The 23,856-nt window shown below is 61.8% G+C and carries 23 protein-coding genes; 12 read left to right on the forward strand and 11 right to left on the reverse strand.

Annotation, left to right across the window (positions count from 1 at the left end; all coding sequences use genetic code 11):
- Positions 1 to 9: 9 nt before the first annotated feature.
- Positions 10 to 423 (forward strand): VOC family protein, encoded by a 414-nt coding sequence (locus KJQ96_RS22085; RefSeq protein ID WP_213288638.1) that lies wholly within the window; start codon positions 10 to 12, stop codon positions 421 to 423.
- A 123-nt stretch (positions 424 to 546) separates the two neighbouring features.
- Positions 547 to 933: an iron-sulfur cluster assembly accessory protein gene (locus KJQ96_RS22090; protein ID WP_213288639.1), complete on the forward strand. Its 387-nt coding sequence runs from the start codon at positions 547 to 549 to the stop codon at positions 931 to 933.
- Here KJQ96_RS22090 and KJQ96_RS22095 read toward each other — a convergent pair.
- Positions 863 to 1,825, reverse strand: a complete 963-nt coding sequence (locus KJQ96_RS22095; RefSeq protein WP_375293196.1) for an SIR2 family protein — start codon at positions 1,823 to 1,825, stop codon at positions 863 to 865. The two genes, KJQ96_RS22090 and KJQ96_RS22095, sit on opposite strands and share 71 nt — an antisense overlap.
- Positions 1,826 to 1,907: 82 nt before the next feature.
- Here KJQ96_RS22095 and KJQ96_RS22100 point away from each other — a divergent pair, with 82 nt between their 5' ends.
- Positions 1,908 to 2,336 (forward strand): TfoX/Sxy family protein, encoded by a 429-nt coding sequence (locus KJQ96_RS22100; RefSeq protein WP_213288640.1) that lies wholly within the window; start codon positions 1,908 to 1,910, stop codon positions 2,334 to 2,336.
- Between the two features lie 7 nt (positions 2,337 to 2,343).
- On the opposite strand, the gene KJQ96_RS22105 is transcribed toward KJQ96_RS22100, so the two are convergent.
- The 3 genes from KJQ96_RS22105 to KJQ96_RS22115 all read right to left on the reverse strand — a co-directional run bounded on the left by KJQ96_RS22105 (position 2,344) and on the right by KJQ96_RS22115 (position 5,412).
- Positions 2,344 to 3,411: a GGDEF domain-containing protein gene (locus KJQ96_RS22105; RefSeq protein WP_213288641.1), complete on the reverse strand. Its 1,068-nt coding sequence runs from the start codon at positions 3,409 to 3,411 to the stop codon at positions 2,344 to 2,346.
- A 126-nt stretch (positions 3,412 to 3,537) separates the two neighbouring features.
- On the reverse strand, positions 3,538 to 5,022 hold the full coding sequence (locus KJQ96_RS22110) for a DEAD/DEAH box helicase (protein ID WP_213288642.1): 1,485 nt from the start codon (positions 5,020 to 5,022) through the stop codon (positions 3,538 to 3,540).
- 189 nt (positions 5,023 to 5,211) lie between these two features.
- Complete coding sequence (locus KJQ96_RS22115; RefSeq protein WP_213288643.1) at positions 5,212 to 5,412, reverse strand: hypothetical protein; 201 nt, start codon at positions 5,410 to 5,412, stop codon at positions 5,212 to 5,214.
- Here KJQ96_RS22115 and KJQ96_RS22120 point away from each other — a divergent pair.
- From KJQ96_RS22120 to KJQ96_RS22130, 3 genes are all read left to right on the forward strand, one after another.
- On the forward strand, positions 5,411 to 6,907 hold the full coding sequence (locus tag KJQ96_RS22120; RefSeq protein WP_213288644.1) for a caspase family protein: 1,497 nt from the start codon (positions 5,411 to 5,413) through the stop codon (positions 6,905 to 6,907). The genes KJQ96_RS22115 and KJQ96_RS22120 overlap by 2 nt on opposite strands.
- A 189-nt stretch (positions 6,908 to 7,096) precedes the next feature.
- Entirely contained in the window at positions 7,097 to 8,362 is a 1,266-nt protein-coding gene (locus KJQ96_RS22125) for an FAD-dependent oxidoreductase (RefSeq protein WP_213288645.1), read from the forward strand.
- Between the two features lie 186 nt (positions 8,363 to 8,548).
- Positions 8,549 to 9,337, forward strand: a complete 789-nt coding sequence (locus KJQ96_RS22130) for an outer membrane protein (RefSeq protein ID WP_213288646.1) — start codon at positions 8,549 to 8,551, stop codon at positions 9,335 to 9,337.
- Between the two features lie 91 nt (positions 9,338 to 9,428).
- Here KJQ96_RS22130 and KJQ96_RS22135 read toward each other — a convergent pair whose 3' ends face one another.
- The 4 genes from KJQ96_RS22135 to parE form a co-directional block, all read right to left on the reverse strand.
- Positions 9,429 to 10,199: an SDR family NAD(P)-dependent oxidoreductase gene (locus tag KJQ96_RS22135; protein WP_213288647.1), complete on the reverse strand. Its 771-nt coding sequence runs from the start codon at positions 10,197 to 10,199 to the stop codon at positions 9,429 to 9,431.
- A gap of 148 nt (positions 10,200 to 10,347) precedes the next feature.
- A complete protein-coding gene (locus tag KJQ96_RS22140) occupies positions 10,348 to 10,533 on the reverse strand; it encodes a hypothetical protein (RefSeq protein WP_057844985.1) in 186 nt (61 codons plus the stop codon).
- A 309-nt stretch (positions 10,534 to 10,842) separates the two neighbouring features.
- On the reverse strand, positions 10,843 to 11,655 hold the full coding sequence (locus KJQ96_RS22145; protein ID WP_213288648.1) for an outer membrane protein: 813 nt from the start codon (positions 11,653 to 11,655) through the stop codon (positions 10,843 to 10,845).
- Positions 11,656 to 11,881: 226 nt separating this feature from the next.
- Positions 11,882 to 13,936 (reverse strand): DNA topoisomerase IV subunit B, encoded by a 2,055-nt coding sequence (gene parE, locus KJQ96_RS22150; protein WP_213288649.1) that lies wholly within the window; start codon positions 13,934 to 13,936, stop codon positions 11,882 to 11,884.
- Positions 13,937 to 14,302: 366 nt separating this feature from the next.
- Here parE and KJQ96_RS22155 point away from each other — a divergent pair, with 366 nt between their 5' ends.
- From KJQ96_RS22155 to KJQ96_RS22180, 6 genes are all read left to right on the forward strand, one after another.
- Positions 14,303 to 14,833 (forward strand): DedA family protein, encoded by a 531-nt coding sequence (locus KJQ96_RS22155; protein ID WP_213288650.1) that lies wholly within the window; start codon positions 14,303 to 14,305, stop codon positions 14,831 to 14,833.
- A 193-nt stretch (positions 14,834 to 15,026) separates the two neighbouring features.
- On the forward strand, positions 15,027 to 16,016 hold the full coding sequence (locus KJQ96_RS22160) for an MBL fold metallo-hydrolase (protein ID WP_213288651.1): 990 nt from the start codon (positions 15,027 to 15,029) through the stop codon (positions 16,014 to 16,016).
- 319 nt (positions 16,017 to 16,335) lie between these two features.
- Complete coding sequence (locus tag KJQ96_RS22165; protein WP_213288652.1) at positions 16,336 to 17,022, forward strand: FMN-binding negative transcriptional regulator; 687 nt, start codon at positions 16,336 to 16,338, stop codon at positions 17,020 to 17,022.
- Complete coding sequence (gene argC / locus KJQ96_RS22170; protein ID WP_213288653.1) at positions 17,022 to 18,071, forward strand: N-acetyl-gamma-glutamyl-phosphate reductase; 1,050 nt, start codon at positions 17,022 to 17,024, stop codon at positions 18,069 to 18,071. Before KJQ96_RS22165 ends, argC begins: the two co-directional genes overlap by 1 nt.
- 14 nt (positions 18,072 to 18,085) lie before the next feature.
- Positions 18,086 to 18,679, forward strand: a complete 594-nt coding sequence (locus KJQ96_RS22175) for a bifunctional 2-polyprenyl-6-hydroxyphenol methylase/3-demethylubiquinol 3-O-methyltransferase UbiG (protein ID WP_213288654.1) — start codon at positions 18,086 to 18,088, stop codon at positions 18,677 to 18,679.
- A 171-nt stretch (positions 18,680 to 18,850) separates the two neighbouring features.
- Entirely contained in the window at positions 18,851 to 20,266 is a 1,416-nt protein-coding gene (locus KJQ96_RS22180) for an outer membrane protein (RefSeq protein ID WP_213288701.1), read from the forward strand.
- A gap of 117 nt (positions 20,267 to 20,383) precedes the next feature.
- Here KJQ96_RS22180 and KJQ96_RS22185 read toward each other — a convergent pair whose 3' ends face one another.
- The 3 genes from KJQ96_RS22185 to KJQ96_RS22195 all read right to left on the reverse strand — a co-directional run bounded on the left by KJQ96_RS22185 (position 20,384) and on the right by KJQ96_RS22195 (position 23,671).
- Positions 20,384 to 21,256: an ornithine carbamoyltransferase gene (locus tag KJQ96_RS22185; protein WP_213288655.1), complete on the reverse strand. Its 873-nt coding sequence runs from the start codon at positions 21,254 to 21,256 to the stop codon at positions 20,384 to 20,386.
- 137 nt (positions 21,257 to 21,393) lie between these two features.
- The gene (locus KJQ96_RS22190; RefSeq protein ID WP_213288702.1) at positions 21,394 to 21,792 is read right to left on the reverse strand and encodes an MAPEG family protein; all 399 of its coding nucleotides are present in this window, start codon (positions 21,790 to 21,792) and stop codon (positions 21,394 to 21,396) included.
- Between the two features lie 73 nt (positions 21,793 to 21,865).
- The gene (locus KJQ96_RS22195; RefSeq protein ID WP_213288656.1) at positions 21,866 to 23,671 is read right to left on the reverse strand and encodes an alpha/beta hydrolase; all 1,806 of its coding nucleotides are present in this window, start codon (positions 23,669 to 23,671) and stop codon (positions 21,866 to 21,868) included.
- Positions 23,672 to 23,856: the final 185 nt, after the last annotated feature.

Below are 23,856 nucleotides of genomic sequence, written 5' to 3' on the forward strand. Positions count from 1 at the left end.
AGGGACCTATTGCCCAAGCTATCCGGCGTCATTGAGACTGCCCTCTACGTCGATGATCTCGACCGCGCCCGCGCGTTCTACGAGGAGGTGCTGGGTCTGGAAGCGCTGACGGCGGATCCGCGGTTCGTTGCTTTCGATGTAGGTGGACAAAGCGTGCTGCTGCTGTTTCGCCGCGGCTCGACGCCTGAGACGATCCAACTCCCCGGCGGCACCATTCCGCCGCATGATGGCAGCGGCCCCATCCATATGGCTTTTGCCATTCCGGCGGCTGAGCTGCCGGTGTGGGAAGAGGCACTCGACAAGCACAACGTCGCGATCGAAGGCAGGACGGACTGGCCGCGCGGCGGGAAAAGCATCTACTTCCGCGACCCGGACAACCATCTGCTGGAACTGGCGACGCCGGGAATTTGGAAGATTTACTAGCGGGCAGCATTTCGTGGGGTTCTGATCGAGTTCATGACGAGAGACCTTCACAGTGGGAATTTCGTTGTTATTTTAATGCCATGATAGTTCGTCGCCGCGATGCGACGCCGGAGATCGACCGCTATGGATACCATCGTCCAGTCCAAGCCGAAGCCGCGGCCGCGCCCGCAGGTGATGAAGCTGACCGAGGCCGCCGCCGCGCGGATTACGGAGCTGACCAAGCGCGCCGATTCCGAGATCGTCGGCTTGCGCGTTGGCATCAAAAACGGCGGCTGCGCCGGGCAATCCTATACGGTGGAATACGCCCACGAGATCCGCCCGACCGACGAAGTAGTCGAGGACAAGGGCGTCAAGATCCTGGTCGATCCAAAGGCGGTCCTGTTCCTGCTCGGCACCGAGATGGACTACAAGGCCGACAAGCTCCAGGCGCAGTTCATCTTCAACAACCCGAACCAGGTTTCCGCCTGTGGCTGCGGCGAGTCGGTTCAACTGACCCCGGCGAAGGGTTGATTTCCTTTGTTGCCGGGTCAGTAGCTGGTCCGGGCAACGTGCGTATCCTCGCCTGAACGTCGCGAAGCAGTGCGACCAGCGCATCGTCCACAGGCGTGTCTCCCTCCGGCGCGAGCAACGTCATCCCCCACCGCGCCAGCAGCGCTTCCTGCACGGGGTTAGGCGAGGGCATAAACACGAACGAGCGCGGACGGTCTTCCTTGCGGCCGGACTTCTCCCAGATCTCCCAGATCCGGTGCAGCAGCAGGCGGATGTTCGGGTCCGACATGCTGTAGCCGATGAATAGGATCGTCCGTCCGAGCGCGTCGGCGCGGAATTTGATGTCGAGCGGTGAATCGAACGATAGGCGATTGAAAAAGTCGGTCTCCGTCAGGACGAGCGAATCATCGTCGTCGAAGTCGCCGTGAAACTTGATGATCTGAGTGACGCCTTCCGGCGCGTCGGCGATCTCCTTGGCGTTGGTGATCTTCGCGTACGGTTTGTGGTGAACGTCGAAGGCGGTTTCAAGGTTGCGGTCATAGTTGGTGGTGTAGATGGCCGGGAAATCGAGCTCGACGATCAGCCGATGCAGTTCCGAAGTGGCCACGCGATCGCAAGCAACTTTCCAGTTTCGGTCCAGCCAACTGCGCAGCGGGCCGATGCTGCCCTGCTTCAGGCGGTAGTATTCGGCAAGCATCTGGTAGCCCTCGTGCATGTCGTCCATCGTGCTACGATCGAGCTCCAGCTCATCGAGCAGATGATCGATCAGCGTCTGCCATGAGGGCAGCCCGACCGACATCGAGACGCCAGCGCCAACGAACAGGATGGCGTGCCGCTCCTTGATCGCGCGTGCCAGGACATCGCGGGGGGCCAACCGCGCCGCTGCACCGCTCTTCGAGTACTTCATGCTCATTCAATTGGCTTCGGTATGTTCCGTTCCAAGTGCTTCTGCTATCACTGGCCGGAACTGCTCCGTCCGCCGCTGCAGGATTGGCATGGATCGCGATTTCCTGATCGACCTGTTTGCCGATTTCGGCCCCGTCACCAGCCGCCGGATGTTTTCTGGCTACGGTATCTCCGCCGACGGCATCAATTTCGCGCTCGCGCTACGCGCCGGGCTCTATTTCCGCGCCGATGAACAGACCATTCCGGACTTCGAAGCGGAAGGCTCGACGCCGTTTCAGTATCAGACGCGAGCCAAGACGGTCACCGTAAACTCGTACTGGCAATTGCCGGCGCGGCTATTCGATGATTCCGAGGAACTGGCCGCATGGGCGAGGGCAGCGCTGGCCGCGGCGCAGCGCGCAGCTCTGCGCAAGCGACCGAAGGCGCGCAGGGCAGCGAAGGCAAAGGTTTCGCGAAAGGCGGGCAAGCCGGCTGCGAAGCGGAAAGCCACGGGCACGCGGAAGGCGCGGCGCAAATAGCGAGAGCCTAGGCGACCTGGCTGCGGGTTTCGGCGGCGTATTCGGGGTCGAGTTCGCAGACCACACGGTTGCGGCCGTTGCGCTTGGCGGCGTAGAGGCAGGCATCGGCGCGCTCGATCAGCGAATCGGTGTCGTCGTCCGGCTTTAGCATGGAGACGCCGACCGAGATGGTGACGCGGCCGAGAATTTCGCCGGTCGATTTCTTCTTCAATTCCTTGGCCATGACGGCGCGGCGGACGTGGTCGGCGACCGTCAGCGCCTGACGCAGACCGGTATTCGGCAATACCACCGCGAACTCCTCGCCGCCATAGCGGGCGGTGATGTCCTGGCCCTTGATGGTTTGCTTCAGCGACATCGCTACCAGCCGCAGCACCTGATCGCCGGTAAGATGGCCATAGGAATCGTTGAATGATTTGAAATGGTCGATGTCGAACATCATCAGCGACAGCGGTTCGCCGCTCGCCAGCGCCGTCCGCACCGCCATCTCGATCGAGCGGTCGAAATATTTGCGATTACCCAATCCGGTCAGCGGATCGGTCAAGCTCTCGGCGCGGATCGCTTCGAGGCTGTGCTGTAGATTGCTGATCTCGGTCCTGGACAGCGTGAGGCGGCTCTCCAGCGCCTTGTTGGTCTCGCGCATCTCGCGCGTCGATTTCACCAGGCCGTCGACGATCGCCTTGATCTGATCGCGGCTTTTGGCGTTCCTGAGTTTTTCGGTCGCGCCGCTCAGCTTGGCGTCATAGCTCTCCGACATGGAGAGCGCCTCGGTAATGAGGGTCATCACGTCGTCGATCTCGCCGATCACACGCGCGCCGACCTTGTCGATGCGGTCGGAGGCCTTGATGTGGGAGAGATAGGTTTCGTAGATCTGTTCGAGATCGGACTCGCTCAGCTTGCCGTTGCGCGCCAGCGTCTCGTTGATGATCTTGTTGAGGGGAGCATTGTATCCGGTCGCGTAGACGTACCAGATTTCATAGTTGCGTGGGACGGCGGTCTGCCTGAGGGATTTGATCTGGCCCAACGCGACTTCGGCAAACGCCATCGTGCGTTCGTGCTCGTCCAGCAGCTTGACCACTGATCCGTTCCCAATAGCGAGCAGCGCCGGTCGTCGCCGTGCAGCAATGATTAAATTATCGCCGCAGGTTAACGGAGGAGGATGAACGGCCGGTAAACGGTTCCGGCCGCAGGAAATCGACGCTTGTCAGATGCGGGCGCGAATGGGCCGCAACAGGAATGCAGGAAGGTGCGAGTGATCGGCCGGCTCCGATTCGACCTCGCGATTAGCGCGCCGCGGTTCGGGTCGCCCGATCGAGGGTACGCGCGAAGGCTGCGCAGGAGCGGGCGGCGAGAAGGCGGCGGCCTCCGGCTGCGGCCTCGCACTGCGGCCCGTGCCCTTGGCCTGCCGCGGTTCACGATCGGCGCGCTTGTCGCTGCGCTTGTCAGGATCCCTGGCGTGTCGCGGCTCGCGTTCGCGCCGCGGCTTGCGCCCGCCGCGCGAGCCTTCCCGCGCGCGATGTTCGCGCGGCTGATCGGACTCCTCGGATGAGTCCGAATGTACCGCGTAGTCACCTTCGGCGGGGGGAATGGTTTGCCCGATCAGTCGTTCGATTGCAGCGATCGATTTACTGTCGAGCGGAGTCACGATCGAGATCGCGGTACCGGCGCGCCCGGCGCGTCCGGTGCGGCCAATGCGGTGCACGTAGTCGTCGGCGTGATGCGGCACGTCGAAATTGAAAACGTGGCTGACTGCGGGAATGTCGAGGCCGCGCGCGGCGACGTCGGAGGCCACCAGCAGCGGAATCTCGCCCTTGCGGAATTGATCGAGCGCCGCGGTGCGTGCTGATTGGTCCATGTCGCCGTGCAGGGCGCCGACACTGAAGCCGTGCTTCTGCAGCGATTTGTGAACGACGGCGACCTCGCGCTTGCGATTGCAGAAGATGATTGCGTTGTTGAGGTCCTTGGCGTCGCGCAACAGGCGGCGAAGCAGCTCGCGCTTCTCGTGCGGCTCACGGCCGCCGCGAACCTGGAACTGCGATACGCCGGCTGCCGTGGTTGCCGGCTTCGAGACTTCGATCCGCTCCGGATTGTGCAGGAAGGTTTCGGTGATGCGGCTGATTTCCGGCGGCATCGTCGCGGTGAAGAACAGCGTCTGGCGCGTGAACGGCACCAGCTTACAGATGCGTTCGATATCGGGGATGAAGCCCATGTCCAGCATGCGGTCGGCTTCGTCGATGACCAGCAGTTCGACGCCGGTGAGCAGGAGGCCGCCGCGCTCGGTGTGGTCGAGCAGCCGCCCCGGGGTTGCGATCAGGACGTCGACGCCGCGGGTCAGCTTGGAGTCCTGGTCGCCGAACGAGACGCCGCCGATCAAAAGCGCGACGTTGAGTTTCTGGCCGGCGCCGTATTTGTCGAAATTCTCTTTCACTTGCGCCGCAAGTTCGCGGGTCGGTTCGAGGATCAGGGTGCGGGGCATTCGTGCCCGGGCGCGGCCCTTTTCCAGAAGTGTGAGCATGGGCAGAACGAAGGCGGCGGTTTTGCCGGTGCCGGTCTGGGCGATGCCGAGGACGTCGCGGCGGGCCAGAACGGGGGGGATCGCCTGTTCCTGGATGGGAGTAGGGGTGGTGTAACCGGTAGCCGCAACTGCGGCGAGGACCTTATCGGAAAGACCGAGATGGGAAAAAGACATTGAGCCTCTAGTCGACACCGCCGTTCGGAATCGAAGGTAACAAAGGCTGTCGCGTTTTGCCCCGAAACGGCGCGCTTTTGAAAAGCTGGGGGCTCTGACTTACGCAGACGAGCGGCTAACCTAAGGAATCGCGTTTCGATCCAAGGCCGCGTTGAGCGCGAACATAGGGTCGAAATGGCCAAAGTCAATCTAGGAACCGGCATTGAAGCCCAGAAAGCTTAATGTTTTCGCACAAATAACGGCAAGAACCGTCATTTGGCCGTCAAATTGAGCCATCTCATTCCCATCGAACGAAGCCGTTGAACCATGGGCAATCGCCTGCCGACTATGGCATTGAAACAGCTTCGCACGGGCCAAATCAGGACGAATCGTGCGCAGGGGGAATTCCATGAAAGGCTGGCTTCTCAGACTGCTTGCGGTGACAAGTCTTGCAACTTGCATCACGGCCTATGCCGTGCCTGCGCAGGCGGAAAAGCGCGTCGCGCTGGTGGTCGGTAACAACGACTACCGGAACGTGCCCAAGCTGCAGAAGGCAGTCAACGACGCCCGCACCATGGGCGATACGCTGAAGCAGCTCGGCTTCACGGTGATGGTGGCGGAAAACCAGAACCGGCAGGCGTTCAGCCAGACGTTGCTGGCGTTCGACAAGGCGGTCGACGCCGGGGATACGGCATTCTTCTTCTATGCCGGCCACGGTTTTGAAATCGCGGGCCAGAATTTCCTGCTGCCAACCGACGTGCCGGCGGCGACCGAAGGCCAGGAAGAACTCGTGCGCGACGCCTCGATCCTCGCCGACCGCATCATCGAGCGGCTGCAGAACCGGAAGGTACGCACTGCCATTCTGGTGTTCGATGCCTGCCGCAACAATCCGTTCGAGCGCGCCGGCACGCGTGCGGTTGCCGGCGGCGGCGGTCTCGCGCCGATGACGCAATTGCCGGAAGGCGTGTTCTCGATCTTCTCGGCGGGGCCACGGCAGACCGCGCTCGACCGGCTTTCCAATGACGACGCCAATCCCAATTCGGTGTTCACGCGAACCTTCGCCAAGGAGATCACGCAGCCCGGCGCGAACCTCGTTCAAGTTGCGCAACGCACGCGGCGCGCGGTCAGCGAACTGGCAGAGACCGTGCGCCACAAGCAGATCCCGGTTTACTTCGACCAGATGGTCGACGACGTTTTCCTGAATGGTTTGGCGAAGGCCCAGCCCGAGGCGGCGACGCCCGCCGAACCGCTGCAAAAGCTTGCAGCTTTGCCTCCGGTACAGCGCCTGCAGCCGCAGAACGATTCCGTCAACGCGCCGATCGCGATGTTCTCGCGCCACAATGGCGGCTGGACCGTGGTGTTCTCGATCGCCGATCCGACGCTCGGCATTTCCTGGCGGATCGGCGACAGCGGCGATTTCCGCGAGACCGGCTTCATGGATACGCTCGATCCGCGGACCCGCAAGCGGATGCCCAACCCGTCGGTCGAGCTGCCGGCCGATGCACCGGCGGCCGTCATCCAGGTGCGCTATGTCGACACCAATGGCGAGTTGCAGGGGCCGTTTCCGATCAGGTTCGATCCCGAAGCCGCACTGATCCGCGACCAGCGCAAGATCCTCGATATGACCGCGACGAGCTGGCTGTCGTTCCGCGAGTACAACGGGCTTCTGGTCTACTATACGCACCTGGTGTCGTACCGCTGCGCGATCCGCGAAGTGCGCCTCGGCATCGACAGTGCGGTGCCCGACAAGGTGCTGAAAATGCCGCCTTGCGACACTCGCGATCCCATCGCCATTCCGCGCGACGCGCAGCCTTATTTGAAGCTCGCGCCGGCGACCAGATCGGTTTCGGTGGAATTGACCTATCGCGACGGCAGCGTCTCCGAGATCAAGAGTTTTAGGCGGTAGCATACACGGCCTCGATTGCATCACAGGCACGTCGGAGCAGCTCTCCTCCGTCGTCCCTGCGAACGCAGGGACCCATAACCACAAATGCACGTTGTTTGAAGGAAGCCGTTATCGATCCAGCACGACAACGACCGCCGCGGCGTATGGGTCCCTGCGTTCGCAGGGACGACGGTTGCCGATGCCTGGCAGATGATCGATGCTGCCCCTCGACGGGAAAATCGGCGACAGGAGCGAGCGGTGAAAGTACGTTGCTGCATCGTCGGCGGCGGGCCGGCCGGAATGATGCTCGGATATCTGTTGGGCCGCGCCGGAATCCATGTCGTGGTGCTGGAGAAGCACGCCGACTTCTTTCGCGATTTTCGCGGCGACACCGTGCATCCCTCGACGCTGCAGGTGATGGACGAACTCGGGCTGATCGACGGCTTCCTGAACCTGCCGCACCAGCGCTTGCAGAAGATGCAAGGCATGTTCGGCGGAGAAACGGTGCGGATCGCCGATCTGAGCAGGCTTCGCGTCAAATATCCCTTCATCGCCTTCATGCCGCAGTGGGACTTTCTCAATTTCCTGCGCGAAAGCGGCAAGCGGTTCGACTCGCTCAAGGTGATGATGTCGACGGAAGCGATCGATCTCATTCGAGACGGCGAGCGCGTCACAGGCGTGAAGGCGAAGACGCCGGATGGCATCATCGACATCGAGGCCGACCTGACCATTGCCTGCGACGGGCGTCATTCGCTGGTGCGCGAACGCGCTGGCCTTGAGGTCGAGGAAATCGGCGCGCCGATGGATGTCTTGTGGTTTCGCGCCGGCAAGCGGGAGAACGAAAACGAGAGCCTGTTTGCCCGGGTCGATCCCGGCAAGATGATGGTGACCTTCGACCGCGGCGACTATTGGCAATGCGCGTTCGTCATTCCCAAGGGACAGTACGACGCGGTCAAGGCGAGGGGACTGCCCGCGCTGCTCGACGACATCGGGCGCATGGCGCCGATCCTGAAACCGGGACTTGCCGAGGTGAAGAGCTGGGACGATGTCAAGCTGTTGACGGTTGCGGTCAACCGGCTGAAGCGCTGGACGCGGCCGGGGCTATTGTGCATCGGCGACGCCGCGCATGCGATGTCGCCGATCGGCGGCGTCGGCGTCAACCTCGCGGTTCAGGATGCCGTGGCGACGGCGAATCTGCTAGCGTCGAAGCTGGTAAGCGGCTGCCCGTCCGAAGACGAACTCGACGCGGTGCGCCGGAGGCGCGAATTCCCGGTGCGGATGACGCAGCGGATGCAGGTCGTCGTGCAGAACAACATCGTGAACGCTGCGCTGAAGCCGGGCAATCAGCCGCTGAAGGTCCCGCTGGTCATGCGGCTGGTCACCGCAGTGCCCTGGCTGCAGGGCGTCACGGCGCGGTTAGTGGGGCTTGGCGTGCGCCCCGAGCATGTGCATTCGCCATGCAGCGCCGGCAATTGAGCTGCGGCCCTGCCGAAACAACCCAAAAGTTGTGTTTTGGTATCCTCAACCGGAGATAACATTGCGCGTAACTGTAGCAATCGGGTGACAGCCAAAGGGCTGGAATCCGGGTAATTTGGGTCATGATTTCGATTTGATGCTCACCCGCTGCTCATCCGCGCAGTGCTCACTAAAGGGGCGAATGCAATGAAGAAACTGGTACTTGCTGCTTCCATCCTTGCCGCCAGCGCGGCGAGCGCGTTTGCCGCAGACATGCCGGCGCGCATCGCGAAGGCGCCCGTGGTGCCCCCGGTCGTTACCTATGACTGGTCCGGCATCTATGTCGGTGGCGCGGTTGGCGGCGCCTGGCACGACACCGCCGGAAATTTCTTCAATGTTCCGCCCTTCCTCTGGGGCACCGGTAACAGCGACACCGCTTTGATCTACGGCGGCTTTGCCGGAATCCAGAAGCAGTGGGGCAACTTCGTCCTCGGTATCGAAGGCGGCTTTAATGCCCTCGACAACGGCTTTAACACCACCAGCAGCGCCGGCTTGATCGGTGAGCGCTGCGGGATAGGTGCCGGCTTTTCCTGCCAAAGCCGCATCAATGACATCTGGTATATCGGCGGGCGGGTCGGTTATGCTTGGAATCGCTTCATGGTGTATGGCCAGGGCGGCTACGCGCAGGCTGACATCGACACCCAGATCCTCCTCAACGGAACCGGCTTTACGTCGGACCATGCCGGCGCTTCGCATGGCGGCTGGTATGCCGGCGTTGGTGGCGAATACGCGGTTCTCGACAATCTGATCATCGGCATCGACTACAAGCACTACGAGTTCGACAGCAAGCAGCACAATTGTAATCTGGCGTTGGTCACCTGCACTCCTGGAGGTGTGACCTTCCGCAACGTCGATGCGGATGTCGACGCTGTGATGGCTCGGTTGAGCTACAAGTTCAACCCGTGGCCGACCGGGCCGGTCGTCGCCAGGTACTGATCCAAGTACTGAAATCCAGAGATGATGGAAAAGCCCCGGCCTTGGCCGGGGCTTTTTTCGTGCAGGCGGAGGATCCGGCAAGTCCTTTTGGCTACCCCATGACGGAATACCCGCCATCGATAGGAATCGCCGTGCCGGTGACAAAGTCGGAGGCAGGCGAGGCGAGGAAGACGGCGATTCCCGCAAAGTCGTCAATTCCGCCCCAGCGCGCCGCCGGCGTGCGCGCCAGCACCCGATCGTGCAGGCCGTCGATCTCCTGGCGAGCGCGCTTGGTGAGATCAGTGTCGATCCAGCCCGGCAGCACGGCGTTGGCCTGGATGTTGTCGGCTGCCCAGGCGCAGGCGCAGGAACGGGTGAACTGCACGATGCCGCCCTTGCTTGCGGCATAGGCTGGCGTGAAGCTGGCGCCGAAGATCGACATCATCGAGCCGATATTGATGATCTTGCCGCCGCCGGCCGCTTTCATCGCCGGATAGACCGCCTGCGAGCACAGGAAGGCGCTGGTGAGGTTGGTTTGGATCACGCTGTTCCACTCGGCGATATCAAGCGCATGCGGCGGCTTGCGGATATTGATACCGGCATTGTTGACCAGGATATCGATGCGGCCGAGATCGCGGACGACGCGCTCGGCCATCGTGGTGACCGCCGCCTTGTCGGTGACATCAGCCGCCACCGCAATCGCTCTGGCGCCGCCTTGCGTAAGATCCGCGACCGCGTCGGCCGACTTGGCTTCGTTGCGGCCCACCACGGCGATCGCCGCGCCGGCCTCTGCGAGGCCCCGGGCCATGCCGAGCCCGATGCCGCCATTGCCGCCGGTGACGATAGCTACCTTGCCGGAGAGGTCGAAGAGTTTTGTGGTCATTGTTGTTGTCCAGTTTCTGTAGGATGGTTGGAGCCAACGGATCGCGCGAATGCGCGCCCGATGACAGCTCCGCGATATCCATCATCAATCACAACGCGTAAAGTCGATGGGTATCGCTGCGCTCCACCGATACTACGCATCTACGAGCCTAGCGGTTGCCTAGCCAGATCAGGATCAGGCCGATGGCGGCAAGCACTGCGCCATATCCTGCCCATTGCAGTTGATTAATCATGAAGCTCGATGGCGGCCAGCGAATGGCACCTGTGCCTTGACCGATCCACAACAGGCCGATGGCAAGCGCCAGAAAGCCGATGATCGAAAGCGATCTGGCCATGGATCCTCCTGCTGCCGTTTCGGCCTCTGGACGCCCCGCGGACATAGTCGGCCCCGGCAGGAAATCGTTGCCGGTGGAGCGGCCGTAGCTTCCGATCGAATACAAAGCCAGCGGGCTTCGCAAGGCTGGAAGTCGCGGCGTCGCCATCTCGACGGTCATCATGCATGGACCGCCGGACGGTCATTCTCACGCTTGCCCTGGCGATCGCCGCCGCCCTCATTCGAGACCGGTCGGGGTGGCGCGGCACCCCGCAGACGCAAAAAAGCCCCGGACGATGCCGGGGCTTTTGAGCTGTCGAGTTGGCAGAGATCAGTACCTAGCGGCAACCGGAGGGCCACCCCAGTTGAAGCGATAGACCAGCGAGGTGCTGATGGTCTGCGTCCAGGGCTTGAAGGTAATTGCAGTGCCGGTCGGACCGCCGCCGGCTGCAGGCGTGAACGTCGTCGGCAGGGCAATGCGATCATAGAATGCAGAGCGATACTCTGTCTTCATGAACCAGCCGGGAGCCGAGATACCGAAAAGGTCCAGATTGTTTTCGACGCCGCCGCCGATAAACCATCCATTGCGATCGAAGGAAGGCGTAGTGGTGAGGCCGACGCCGCCGAGGCCAGCCACGAGACTGCTCTGAGTCGTACCGGACCACTCCGAACCAGAGTAGCCAGCATTGACGTAAGACAGCACATTGGGGGCAACGAGATAGCCCAGCCGCACACCGGCGGCATAGCTCGTCTCAAGTTTCATACGACCTTCGGTGCCACCGATGAAGAGGAAGGGATCGCTGACTGAGCCCCGGATATCTCCGAATTGCGCGTCGCCGAAAATACCGGCCACCCACCGGCCGCCGAACTGCCAGTCATAGCCGCCACCGACCGTTCCGAACCAGCCGCTGCCGCCATGCCGCTGGTCGCGGGTGAGGGCTGCTCCACCGGGGAAGGTCTGCACGTTGCTATCGGCGCTCCACAGTCCGCCGCCGCCACCACCGAAGATATAAAAGCCGGTCCAGTTGTATGCGGCAGCCACCGGAGCCGGGGCCTTGGCATAGGGACGGGCCCCGAGGTCAGCCGCAACGGCCGATCCAGTCATTGCCGCCACGGCAGTCAGAGCGAGCAGTACCTTTTTCATTTTCAAGTCCCTTACCCTAGGTGCGCCACCGCTCTAGAGGTGCGCGAGCGCCGATTCCCAAAATCCAGTAGCGTGACTATACGCAGTTCCGGCCAAATTGCTGTTGCGGGGGAAGCACACTGGGGCGAAAAGGGATGACCGGCAAAAGCCCGAAAAACGGGCAAGTTCCGGCAATAACCGGCCAAATAGGCCGAAGATCGCCGGAAAATCGCCTCTTCTGATGAGATCAGACGTCCAGCAGCTCGTCGCTGGCGAATTCCGCCTTGTCCGAGATGAAGGCGAATCTGGCCTCGGCCTTGGTTCCCATCAGCCGCTCGACGGAATCAGCCGTGCCTTCGCGATCGTCGGCCAGCAGCACTACGCGGAGCAGCGTGCGCTTAGCCGGGTCCATGGTGGTTTCCTTGAGCTGCGCCGGCATCATCTCGCCGAGGCCTTTGAAGCGGTTCACCTCGACCTTGGCGTTGGCGTTGAACTCGCTCTTCAGCAGCGCGTCCTTATGTGCATCGTTGCGGGCATAGACCGACTTGCTGCCGTGGGTCAGTTTGTAGAGCGGCGGCACCGCCAGGTAGAGATGGCCTTCGTCGATCAGCCGCGGCGTCTGGCGGTAGAAGAAGGTGATCAGAAGCGACGCGATATGCGCGCCGTCGACGTCGGCATCCGTCATGATGATGATGCGGGAATAGCGCAGATCCTCTTCACGATAATGAGCGCCGGTGCCGCAGCCGATCGCCTGCATCAGGTCCGAAAGCTGCGCGTTCGCCGTCAGCTTGTCCTTGCCGGCAGAGGCGACGTTGAGGATCTTTCCGCGTAGGGGAAGCACGGCCTGGGTCTTGCGGTCGCGCGCCTGTTTGGCGCTGCCGCCGGCCGAGTCGCCTTCAACGATGAAGAGTTCGGAGCCTTCTGTCGCGGTGTTGGTGCAATCGGCGAGCTTACCGGGAAGCCGCAGCTTCTTCACCGCCGTCTTGCGCGAGGTTTCCTTTTCGGCGCGTCGGCGCAGCCGCTCGTCGGCGCGCTCGATGACGAAATCAAGCAGCTTATTGGCCTGCAGCGGATTGCCCGACAGCCAGTGATCGAACGGATCCTTGATCGCCTGTTCGACGATCTTCTGGGCCTCTGCGGTGGCGAGACGATCCTTGGTCTGGCCCTGGAATTCGGGTTCGCGCACGAACACGGACAGCATCACGGCAGCTCCTACCATGACGTCTTCCGACGTGACGGGCGCGGCGCGCTTGCCCTGGCCGATACGTTCGGCATGATCTTTCAGGCCGCGCAGCATCGCGCTGCGCAGGCCGGACTCGTGGGTGCCGCCATCCGGCGTCGGCACGGTGTTGCAGTAGGAGGAGAGGAAGCCGTCGGCATCCGCGGTCCACGCCACCGCCCACTCGCAAGCGCCATGGGCGCCGTTGCGGCCCGACTTGCCGGAGAAGATATCCGGGTGCACCAGCGTATCGGCGTGAATCGCGGCGGCGAGATAGTCCTTCAGGCCGCCCGGGAAATGGAAGCTGTCCTCGGCCGGCACGTCTTCGACGCCCTTCAGCAGCGCGGGATCGCAGCGCCAGCGGATCTCGACGCCGCCGAACAGATAGGCTTTCGAGCGCGTCATCTTGAACAGGCGCTGCGGCTTGAAAGCCGCCTTGGCGCCGAAGATGTCGGTGTCCGGCTTGAAGCGGATGCGGGTGCCGCGGCGGTTGTTGATCTTGCCGAGATCCTCGAGCTTGCCCTTGGGGTGGCCGCGCTCAAAACTCATCCGGTAGAGCTTTTGACTGCGCGCGACTTCGACCTCGAGCCGCGAGGAGAGGGCGTTGACCACGGAGACGCCGACGCCGTGCAGGCCGCCCGAGGTCTCGTAAACCTTGGAGTCGAACTTGCCGCCGGAATGCAGCGTGCACATGATGACTTCGAGCGCCGACTTCTTCGGAAACTTCGGATGCGGATCGACCGGGATGCCGCGGCCGTTATCGGTGACGGTCAGAAAGCCATCTGCGCTCAGTTCCACCTCGATGAACGAAGCATGCCCTGCCAGCGCCTCGTCCATGGCATTGTCGATGACTTCGGCGAACAGGTGGTGCAGCGCCTTTTCGTCCGTGCCGCCGATGTACATGCCGGGGCGGCGGCGCACCGGTTCCAAGCCTTCCAGCACCTCGATGTCGGCCGCGGTATAGCCAGCCTCGGCGCTGGTTCCGCGCGAGGCGGCCTTGGGGGCCGCGCGGCTTTTCCCTTCCGCGGCGAACAGATCGTTGGCGGATTTGGCTTTTGTAGCTGATTTCAATGACTTGGACATGGCTCTTTAGGTGTTGCGCGCGATCTCGCGCGAGCGAATCGGTCGCTGTGACTATGCCACGGATGGGCTGAAAAGGTGACGGCGGGGCTAGCGCGTGCGCTTCTTCCCTGCTGTTGCACCGGATTGCAAGGCCGTACCAGTCTCGCGCCGCTCTGAACAGAGGACCGCAACACCCTCGGCTATGGCCCGGACAGACAGGGTTTTTCGCGGGCATTGATCGCGGTTGCGGCAGCCGGCACGGGGCAATCACATCCCGTGCCAGCCCTTGTGACTTGAAGTCACGCAAGCGGCTAGCTTAGTTGTCGCATAACCTTGAATCAGACGAAAGTTCAAGGGTGTGAACGGGGCGGGGAAGGCACTCAATACATGGAAGACTATGTGCGCGCCCTCGCTGATTTCGTGCGCGACAACCAGGCGTGGGCGGCACCGATTGTCCTGGTGCTGGCATTCGGCGAATCGCTTGCCTTCGTCTCGCTGCTGGTGCCGGCCTGGGGGGCGCTGGTCGCGATCGGCGCGCTGATCGGCGTCAGCGGCATCAGCTTTTGGCCGGTCTGGCTCGCCGGCGGCATCGGCGCGGCGCTCGGCGACTGGGTCTCTTACTGGATCGGCTTCAAATACAAGGAACACGTCGCAGAGATGTGGCCGCTGTCGCGCTATCCGGGAATCCTGCTGCGCGGCGAGGACTTCGTTAAGAAATGGGGCGTGCCTTCGATCTTCATCGGCCGGTTCTTCGGACCGCTGCGCGCCTCGGTGCCGCTCGCAGCCGGCATTTTCGAGATGTCATATTGGCCCTTTCAGATCGCCAATTTTGTCTCGGCCCTGGTCTGGTCGGCCGTTCTGCTGCTGGTAGGCGACGTCATGGGGAAGATCGCCGAATGGCTTTGGCGGGTGGTGTAGCATCGAACGGAATAAGCGGATGACGGGGGTGTTAGCCCCAGCATCGATAGACAACAGCCCCTTCGCATTGCCGTCGTGTCGTCGCGCTATCGCAGAAGTGCGGATAGGTCCAGCGGCGACCGCCCAAGGGCACGCATCAAAGCGGGGTGAATCCCGCGCTCGTATCCATCATCTCACTGGGGAGAACATCACCATGGAACTGACACGTCGTCACGCACTCACTGGCGCCGCGGCGCTCGCCGCCACACCGCTCTTGCCGCAGGCGTCCGCCAGGGCGGCCGCCCCCGTGGCGGACAAGCAGGCGCCGAGCTTCTATCGCTACAAGGTGGGCGATGCCCAGGTGACGGCCATTTCTGACGGCGTCAACAATTTCGCGCTGCCCGACACGTTCGTGCTCAACGCCAAGAAGGACGAAGTCAACGCGGCGCTCGAAAAGGCCTTCATGCCGAAGGACAAGATGTCGATCCGGTTCGCGCCGCTGGTCATCAATACCGGTGGCAAGCTCGTGGTGGTCGATACCGGTAACGGCGCCGCAGCCTTTGCATCGAGCAAGGGCAATGTCGGCCAGTTCGGCGCCAACATGGTTGCCGCGGGCTTCGACCCCAAGGCAGTCGACATCGTCGTGATCTCGCACTTCCATGGTGACCACATAAACGGCCTTTTGACCGCGGAGAACGCGCCGACTTTCCCCAATGCCGAGGTGCTGGTGCCGGCGGCGGAATGGAAATATTTCATGGACGACGGCGAGATGAGCCGTGCGCCGGAAGGGCGGATGCAGACCGTCTTCAAGAACGCCCGCCGCGTGCTCGAGGCGGGACTTAAGACGAAGGTGACGCCCTATGAATGGGGCAAGGAAGTAGCTCCCGGACTGACGGCGGTGGAAACCATCGGCCACACGCCGGGCCATACCTCCTATGTTCTCGCATCCGGCTCCGACAAGGTGTTCATCCAATCGGATGTCACCAACCTGCCGGCGCTGTTCGTCACCAATCCGGGCTGGCACCTGATGTTCGACCAGGATCCGGCATTGGCGGAAAAGACCCGCCGCCGGGTCTATGACATGCTGGTCGCCGACAAGATGCGGGTCCAGGGCTTCCATTATCCATTCCCGGCCAACGGCTTCGTCGAGAAGGACGGCAATGGCTACCGGCTGATCCCGGCGCCGTGGAGTCCGGTGATCTGAGGCGCGATGTCATTCCGGGGCGATGCGCAGCATCGAACTATGGTGCGCAAATATCTCGAGATTCCGGGTCTGGTCCTGACGGACCATCCCGAAATGACGTGTATCTCTTGACGACAGCCGGGGGCGGCCTTATAGCCGCGCCCATGACTATCGCCGTGACCATCTCCATCGCTCGCCGCCGCCGCGCCATCATCGCGGTATGGGCGGACGTCTGCGTTTGAGACTGTCGCCTCTGCCGCCGGATCCGGTCCCGCGGCTTCTCCCTTTTCCAGAAAACGCGGTCTGAACTGGCGGCTCCTACGTCAATCAGGAGTTTGAGATGTATACGCCACCACCGTTCAAGTCCGACCGCGCCGCGAGCCTGGCGTTTGCGGAAGCGCGCGGCTTCGGTCTGGCCTGCGCGTGGAATGGCAACAAGCCGGTCGCCTCGTCGCTGCCATTCTATCTGACCTCGGCCAGTGACGGCACGCCGCACGCGGCGTTTCACGTTGCGCGGCAAAATCCGCTGGTGAAGCTCGCTGACGGCGCGACCCCGTGGCTGTTGGCCGTCAATGGCACCGATACCTATGTGTCGCCGGACTGGTACGTGTCGCCGGATCAGGTGCCGACCTGGCTCTATCAGGCGGTGCATCTGACCGGCCCCGTGCGGGTGATGTCGGATGATGAACTCGCCGCGCAGATCGATACGCTGAGCGCGAAGTTTGAGGAGAGGCTATTGCCGAAGAAGCCGTGGCTGTCGTCAAAGATGACGGCGGGGCGGCTGGTGGCCATGAAAAAGGCGATCGTGGGACTCGAGATGACGGTCGAAGAGGTGGAGGGCAGCTTCAAGCTGAACCAGCACAAGTCGGACGCCGACTACACCGCGTTGGCCCAGGCGCTCGCCTCGCAAGGCGACGCCGACGCGCGCGAAATCGCAGCCCTGATGCGCGCGGCACGGCCGCTGGCATTCACGGCGGTTACGGTACAAGACAAGCAAACGACGACGCCCGAAGAAAGGAACGCGTGATGAGCTCGAAAAAGAAGATCGGCATTCTCGGTGCCTCCGGTTACACCGGAGCCGACGCGGTGCGCCTGTTGGCGCGGCATCCGAACGCCGAGATCACCGCGCTCACCGCCAACACCCACGCCGGCAAGTCGATGGGCGACGTGTTCCCGCATTTCTTCATGCTCGATCTGCCGAAGCTGGTCGAGTGGGAGAAGGTCGACTGGACCACGCTCGACGCGGTATTCTGCGGGCTGCCGCACGGCACCACGCAGGAGATCATCGCCGCCGTCCTCAGGGCCAATCCCAACATCAAGGTGCTCGACATGTCCGCCGATTTCCGGCTGCGCAACAAGGACACCTATGCGCAATGGTACGGCCATGAGCACCGGGCGCTCGAACTGCAGGGCGAAGCGGTCTACGGCCTCACCGAATTCTACCGCGAGAAGATTGCGGCCGCGCGGCTGATCGCATGTCCCGGCTGTTACCCGACCGCGGCGCTGCTCGCGCTGGTGCCGCTCGCCAAGGCAAAACTGATCGACGTCGACGACATCGTCATCGACGCCAAGTCGGGCGTTACCGGCGCCGGGCGCGGCTTGAAGCAGAACACGCTGTTCAGCGAGGCGGGCGAGGGGCTGTCGCCCTATTCGGTCGGCACCCACCGGCACGCGCCGGAGATCGAGCAGGAGATCGGCATCGCCGCGGGCGCTGCGGTGACGGTGAATTTCACGCCGCATCTGATCCCGATGGCGCGCGGCGAACTCTGCACGTCCTACGTCAAGCTCAACGGCGCGACGCCGGACGATCTGCGAGCCGCACTGGAGAAGGCCTACGCCAACGAGCCGTTTGTACATGTCGCCAAGAAGGGCGTGCTGCCGCAGACCCAGAACGTGCGCGGCTCCAACTATGTGCAGATCGGCGTCGTCGCCGACCGCATCAAAAACCGGGCGATCGTGATTTCCACGCTCGACAACCTGGTGAAGGGCTCGGCCGGGCAGGCGATCCAGAACATGAACCTGATGTTCGGATTGCCCGAGACGGCCGGGCTGGAGCAGATCGCGCTGTTTCCATGATGTGAGGTGCTGCGGTGGACGAGCAAACCCTGCAATTCTACCGCGGCAATGCCGAGGCCTATTCCAGGCGCACGTTCACCTCGCGGCAGGCGCGTCTGACGGCCTTTCTGGCGCTGCTGCCGCCGGGCGCTTCCATCCTCGAACTCGGCTGCGGCGCCGGCGGCGACACAGCGGAAATGCTGGCGCGTGGGTTCGATGTCCGTCCAACCGACGGGTCGCCCGAAATGGCGGCTATCGCCTCAAAGCATCTCAACCGCAGCGTCGAGACGCTGCTGTTTCATGATCTCGACGCGATCGAGGCGCACGATGGTGTCTGGGCCAATGCTTGCTTGCTTCACGTTCCCCGTAACCAGCTTGCCGATGTTGTCAGACTGGTCTGGCGCGCGCTGAAGCCCACAGGCTATTTCTTCGCAAGCTACAAGGAAGGCGATGGCGACGGCCGCGATACGCTCAATCGCTATAACAATTATCCGTCGCCAGACTGGCTGCGCGCCACCTATGCCGAGGCAGGCAAATGGAGTTCGCTGACGATCGAAAGCGGCGAAGTCATCGGGTTCGACGACAAGATGGCGTCGATGCTGTTCGTGGTTGCCAAAAAAGCCGGCTGATTGCCATCTTGCAGTCATCGAAATTGCCGCCCGTCGCGCGGGGAATTCCCCGGATATGTGGCTGCCGGGCTACAGAGTTGTTATGAGAATCCAGTAAAGGTGCCTTCCGACTGCTGACAGCGCGTGTGTCGGATGTTCTGGGAATGCCGGACTGGGAATGCCGTAATGAAAATGAAGAAGTACCTGTTGGCAACCGCTCTCGTTGGCCTCGGATCCGCTCCGACGCTCGCCGCAGACTTCGCCGCTCGTCCCTACACCAAAGCCCCAGCACTCGCAGCCGTCTACGACTGGACCGGCTTCTATGTCGGCGTCAACGCCGGAGGGGGGCTCGGACGCGATCGGACGCAACATCAGCCGCTTCCGGGGCAAAACTATTCGCTTTACCTGCAGCCTCAAGGCGGGCTCGGTGGCGGGCAGATTGGATACAACTGGCAGACGAATTCCGTCCTCGGGCCGATGGTTTTTGGTGTTGAAGCGGATCTCCAAGGAGCCGGCCTCAGCGACGACCGCACCAATCTGAATTTCGCCGGCGGCTTGCTTACGAACTACAGCCAGGAGCTCGACTGGTTTGGAACCATTCGCGGGCGTATCGGCCTGGCCAAGGGACCGGTGCTGAGCTACGTCACGGCCGGCTTTGCCTATGGCAACGTCAACACCACGATAACTCAATCGGGGCCGGGTCCGGTTCCGGCGACGTTTTCAACCGATCGCACCCAGGGTGGATGGGTGGTGGGCAGTGGCGTGGAGGCTGCGCTCGGCGGCAATTGGACCGGAAAGATCGAACATCTTTACCTGAATCTCGGCAACCGGACCGACTTCGCCGCGCTCTTGTTCTTCCCAAGCAACGTGAATACCGAGATCCGCCAAAACATCTTCCGCGCCGGCCTGAACTACCGGATCGGCGGCAACTCGAATTATCAGCCGGTGGCCGCGGCCAATTGGAGCGGTTTCTATCTCGGCGGCAATTTCGGATCCGGCTACGGCCGTGACCGAAGCTCGCTGAGCGTGCTGGGCCCGTTCGTGGACACCTTCAACCTGGCCCCCGACGGTTTCATTGGCGGCGTGCAGGCGGGCTACAACTGGCAGGCCGCTAACTGGGTGTTCGGCTTGGAAGCCGATATCCAGGGGGCCACCCTGCAAGACGACAAGACGTGCGTATTGGGCTGCGGATTAGCAGGAGTGAGCGCGGCTTACGATGCCACCCTGCCATGGTTCGGCACGGTTCGCGGGCGGCTGGGTTATTCGGTCGGCTCGACCTTGTTCTATGCGACCGGCGGTCTCGCTTATGGCAGCATCAAGACCAAGATCGACACGAACTCCTTCGTTGGCCCGGTGACGCAATCGTTCTCGCACACCAATGCCGGCTGGACCGCGGGCGCGGGCATCGAGACGCCCTTTACACTTCTAGGATTGCTGGGCCCGAACTGGACGACGAAGACCGAATATCTCTACGTCGACCTCGGCTCGACGTCGGACTCTTTCATCTTCGGCGCGGTTCCGGCGACGACAACCCGTTCGGTTACCGAGCACGTCTTCCGCACCGGCATCAACTACCACTTCAATTCGCCTGTCGTTGCGAAGTACTAAGCGCTGTTTCAAAGGCGCCACCGAGAACCCCCGGGGCGAAGCCTCGGGGGTTTTTCATTGATATGCGGGATGCGGAAGGGCCTTCAGCCACCACATGGCTGCAGGCGGCTCATATGGCTATGTGGCGATCCATTCGAGCAGCGCGTTTTGCGCGTGTAGAAGATAGGCCTTTGCTGCCGTGCTCTGGCAGGTTGGGTGACGTATTGCATCAGCAGTAACTTCTTTTTCCCTGGAAACGGGTGGGCAGGGAAGGAAGATGGCGTCGGGACGACATTTCTCCAGAATAGACGTCGAGATCTGGTATTCCAGCATCTCTTCTTCATTTGCATCGCTTGGCCATGAGTCAGTAACGATCACGTCCGCGTCCCATAGCTCTGCAAGATCAGTGCTTGCAGCGAAGTTTGGACCCAATAGCGACACGTCTTTGACGTGCCAGTTCTCCGGATAGACCTGTCTCACTTGGATAGGAATCGAGATCGAAGCTTCCACCCACGATCGGAAGATGTTGGCGTCTGGCGCAACGCCAACGACCTTCATTCCCTCAAGAGTTCCTCTCTTGCTTTGGACATAGGCGAGATCGCCAAGTGTTTCGCAAGGGTGATTGGACCTCGTTCTCGCATTTATCACGGCAGCTTCGGCAATTGATGCGAGTTCTTTCAAGGCCGACAGCTCTTTGGTGCGGACGACCAAAATGTCGAACCAGTCGTCGAGATATCTCGCTAAATCCGCCGTGGCTTCAAGGACATTGAACTTGATTGGCGATTGGACACAGATGCCGCCCATGGCCTGTATGCCCAGATCAAACGCGGTCGTATTTCTCCATCCACTATCGTCGGCAATGAGGGCAATGCGTTTGCCGGACAAGCTCTGAGGCATGGCGCGATCGTGCCAAGCTGTCGCCAACGACTGCGCGCGATCAATGAGGGATAAGATGACCTCTCTTGGCAATCGGTGGAATTCAAGAAAGTCCTTATTGGATCTCATGCGCATTCTCGCCTCACGGGGACGCTACGGCTAGGCCCGGAATTTCAAGATTCTCAGGTGCGCAATTGCGCACCGTAGTTCGCCCTTCAGCGTTCTCGATGAGGGCGCAAGGAGAAGAATGTCCTAAGGATAGGATAGTTGCCTCAAACCACCCTGAAGATCGCCAGCGCTAGCACGGCTTGCGCCAGGAATCCGACGGTGAAGGCTACCGTTCGGAACACCGGCAGGCCCAGCGTGTAGAATATCAGATGCGCGACGCGCGACCAGAAATACACGGCACAGGCGAGCACGGTCCATCGGTCGGAATAGTCGATTACGTTGAGGATCAGGACCAGCGGCGCGAAAATCACGAGGTTCTCGACCGCGTTGTCATGTGCGAACATCATCCGATTGGCCCAATCCGCGTGCGGCTTGTCGTTGCGCGAGGGGTTGGCCATGGCGCCGGAGAGGCCGCGCACCTGACAGCGATTGATGATGTAGGGGATCCACATCAGCCCGGTCAAAATCACGGTCAGAGTCAGCCAGAACAATTCACGCGTTATTGGTTGCGTCATGGTTTCCCCTCAACGATCCCGCCATGGGATGGCCGGTTATACCCAACAGCGCGCCTCAATGCTACGCGCGGACCTTGACGTAGCTGCCGGGTGCGTCCTCGATCGGCGGCATCTCCTCGGAACCGACGGCGCGCGCGGGCACGCGCTCGGCGTCGATGCCCTCCAGCCATTGCAGCCAGTCGGGCCACCACGAACCCTTGTGCTCGGTGGCGTTCTTCAGCCAGTCGGCGAGCGTGACATCCTTGATGTTGTCGTTGGTCCAGTATTGGTATTTGCCCGCGGCCGGCGGGTTGACTACGCCTGCGATGTGGCCCGAACCGGACAGCACATATCTGACCGGGCCGCCGAAGAACTGCGAACCGTAGAGCACCGAGTCCGCCGGCGCGATGTGGTCCTCGCGCGTCGCCAGATTGTAGATGGGCACCTTGACCTTCGAGAGATCGAGCAGGGTGTTATCGAGCACCATGCTGCCGGAGGAGAGCCGGTTCTCCAGGTAGCAGTTGCGCAGGTAATAGGAATGGTTGGCCGCCGGCATCCGCGTGGCGTCGGAGTTCCAGTGCAGCAAGTCGAAGGAGGAGGGTGGCTGGCCCTTCAGGTAGTTGCTGACGACATAGGACCAGATCAGGTCGTTGGAGCGCAGCATGTTGAAGGCCATCGCCATCTTGCTGCCTTCGAGAACGCCCCGTGCTTCCATCTCGCGCTCCAGCGTCGCGATCTGGTCTTCGTCGACGAACACGAGCAGATCGCCGGCATGGGTGAAGTCGACCTGCGCCGCAAAGAACGTCGCCGAGGTGACGCGCTGGCGGCGCTTCTCGGCGAGCCAGGCAAGCGTCGACGCCAGCAGGGTGCCGCCGACGCAGTATCCGGCGGTATGGACCTTCATCTCGCCCGTCACCTTTTCGATGACGTCCATCGCGGTCAGCGGGCCTTCCTTCATGTAGTCGTCGAAGGTCTTCTTGCCGAGTTCCTTGTCCGGATTGACCCAAGAGATCACGAACACCGTGATGCCCTGGTCGACGCACCATTTGATGTAGGACTTTTCCGGCTTGAGATCGAGAATGTAGAACTTGTTGATCCAGGGCGGCACGATCAGGAGCGGCGTGCGCAACACCGTCTCCGTGGTCGGCGTGTACTGGATGAGCTGCATCAGCTCGTTCTGGTAGATCACCTTGCCCGGCGTCGTCGCCATGTTGACGCCGACTTCGAGATTCGACGGATCGGACTGACGGATGCGCAGCATGCCGCGCCCGGCCTCGATGTCCTCGGCCAGCATCTTCATGCCGCGAACGAGGTTGTCGCCGTTCGAGGCCAGCGTCTCGCGCAGCACTTCCGGATTGGTAAGCACGAAATTCGACGGAGCGATCGCGTTGGTGATTTGCTGAACGTAGAACTCGGCCTTCTTGCGCGTGTGCGGATCGACGCCTTCGGCGTTCTTCACCAGTTCTTGCGCCCATTGCGCGGTGAGCAGATAGAGCTGCAGCACGAAATCGAAGAACAGATTCGATTTCCACTCCGGATCCTTGAAGCGCTTATCGCGCGGCGACGGCTCGATCGCAGGCTTGGCCTGTTCGCCGGCCATGCGGCGCATCGCAGAGCCCCAGAGATCGAGATAGGCTTTGCCCATTCTGGTCTGCAGAGCTTCGGCGCGCTCCTTGTCCGTCAGCCAGTATTCCGCCACCTTGGTGAAGGTCTTGATGACTTCACCGAGCTCGCTCGGCGGCTTGTCCTTCGGCTCCCCGTCCTCGCGCGGCTTGAGATAGGCCGCGAGCGCCTGGCCGCTCGTCTCCATCGCTTTGGCGATGTTCATGGCGAAGGCTTCGGCGTTGAAAGTTGTCGAAGCCTGGGTTTCGGTGTTGACGTCACTCATATCAGAGACACTATAGCTTCATTTTGCGTTCGTCACCGCGTGGATTGGTGGCGACAAGTTTGGGTTAACCCTGTTGCACTGCGATAAAGTTCTTGTGTTCTGACCGACACATTGCAGCCGCATCGGCTCGGTTTGCTCTTTGGGCTTTAATCGTTTCGGGCAACAATGGTTTGAACGGTTCTGGC

It is taken from the genome of Bradyrhizobium sp. sGM-13 (assembly GCF_018398875.1).
Lineage (GTDB): Bacteria > Pseudomonadota > Alphaproteobacteria > Rhizobiales > Xanthobacteraceae > Bradyrhizobium.

What these genes read in the sequence shown, in the direction of transcription:
- argC (WP_213288653.1), top strand. Translation starts at nt 17,022, where the DNA reads ATGAGCTCGAAAAAGAAGATCGGCATTCTCGGTGCCTCCGGTTACACC.
- KJQ96_RS22115 (WP_213288643.1), bottom strand. Translation starts at nt 5,412, where the DNA reads ATGGAATTCCCCCTGCGCACGATTCGTCCTGATTTGGCCCGTGCGAAG.
- KJQ96_RS22180 (WP_213288701.1), top strand. Translation starts at nt 18,851, where the DNA reads ATGAAGAAGTACCTGTTGGCAACCGCTCTCGTTGGCCTCGGATCCGCT.
- KJQ96_RS22095 (WP_375293196.1), bottom strand. Translation starts at nt 1,825, where the DNA reads ATGAGCATGAAGTACTCGAAGAGCGGTGCAGCGGCGCGGTTGGCCCCC.
- KJQ96_RS22120 (WP_213288644.1), top strand. Translation starts at nt 5,411, where the DNA reads ATGAAAGGCTGGCTTCTCAGACTGCTTGCGGTGACAAGTCTTGCAACT.
- KJQ96_RS22160 (WP_213288651.1), top strand. Translation starts at nt 15,027, where the DNA reads ATGGAACTGACACGTCGTCACGCACTCACTGGCGCCGCGGCGCTCGCC.
- KJQ96_RS22135 (WP_213288647.1), bottom strand. Translation starts at nt 10,199, where the DNA reads ATGACCACAAAACTCTTCGACCTCTCCGGCAAGGTAGCTATCGTCACC.
- KJQ96_RS22130 (WP_213288646.1), top strand. Translation starts at nt 8,549, where the DNA reads ATGAAGAAACTGGTACTTGCTGCTTCCATCCTTGCCGCCAGCGCGGCG.
- KJQ96_RS22145 (WP_213288648.1), bottom strand. Translation starts at nt 11,655, where the DNA reads ATGAAAAAGGTACTGCTCGCTCTGACTGCCGTGGCGGCAATGACTGGA.
- KJQ96_RS22090 (WP_213288639.1), top strand. Translation starts at nt 547, where the DNA reads ATGGATACCATCGTCCAGTCCAAGCCGAAGCCGCGGCCGCGCCCGCAG.
- parE (WP_213288649.1), bottom strand. Translation starts at nt 13,936, where the DNA reads ATGTCCAAGTCATTGAAATCAGCTACAAAAGCCAAATCCGCCAACGAT.
- KJQ96_RS22140 (WP_057844985.1), bottom strand. Translation starts at nt 10,533, where the DNA reads ATGGCCAGATCGCTTTCGATCATCGGCTTTCTGGCGCTTGCCATCGGC.
- KJQ96_RS22125 (WP_213288645.1), top strand. Translation starts at nt 7,097, where the DNA reads ATGATCGATGCTGCCCCTCGACGGGAAAATCGGCGACAGGAGCGAGCG.
- KJQ96_RS22165 (WP_213288652.1), top strand. Translation starts at nt 16,336, where the DNA reads ATGTATACGCCACCACCGTTCAAGTCCGACCGCGCCGCGAGCCTGGCG.
- KJQ96_RS22155 (WP_213288650.1), top strand. Translation starts at nt 14,303, where the DNA reads ATGGAAGACTATGTGCGCGCCCTCGCTGATTTCGTGCGCGACAACCAG.
- KJQ96_RS22110 (WP_213288642.1), bottom strand. Translation starts at nt 5,022, where the DNA reads ATGTCTTTTTCCCATCTCGGTCTTTCCGATAAGGTCCTCGCCGCAGTT.
- KJQ96_RS22100 (WP_213288640.1), top strand. Translation starts at nt 1,908, where the DNA reads ATGGATCGCGATTTCCTGATCGACCTGTTTGCCGATTTCGGCCCCGTC.
- KJQ96_RS22195 (WP_213288656.1), bottom strand. Translation starts at nt 23,671, where the DNA reads ATGAGTGACGTCAACACCGAAACCCAGGCTTCGACAACTTTCAACGCC.
- KJQ96_RS22185 (WP_213288655.1), bottom strand. Translation starts at nt 21,256, where the DNA reads ATGCGCATGAGATCCAATAAGGACTTTCTTGAATTCCACCGATTGCCA.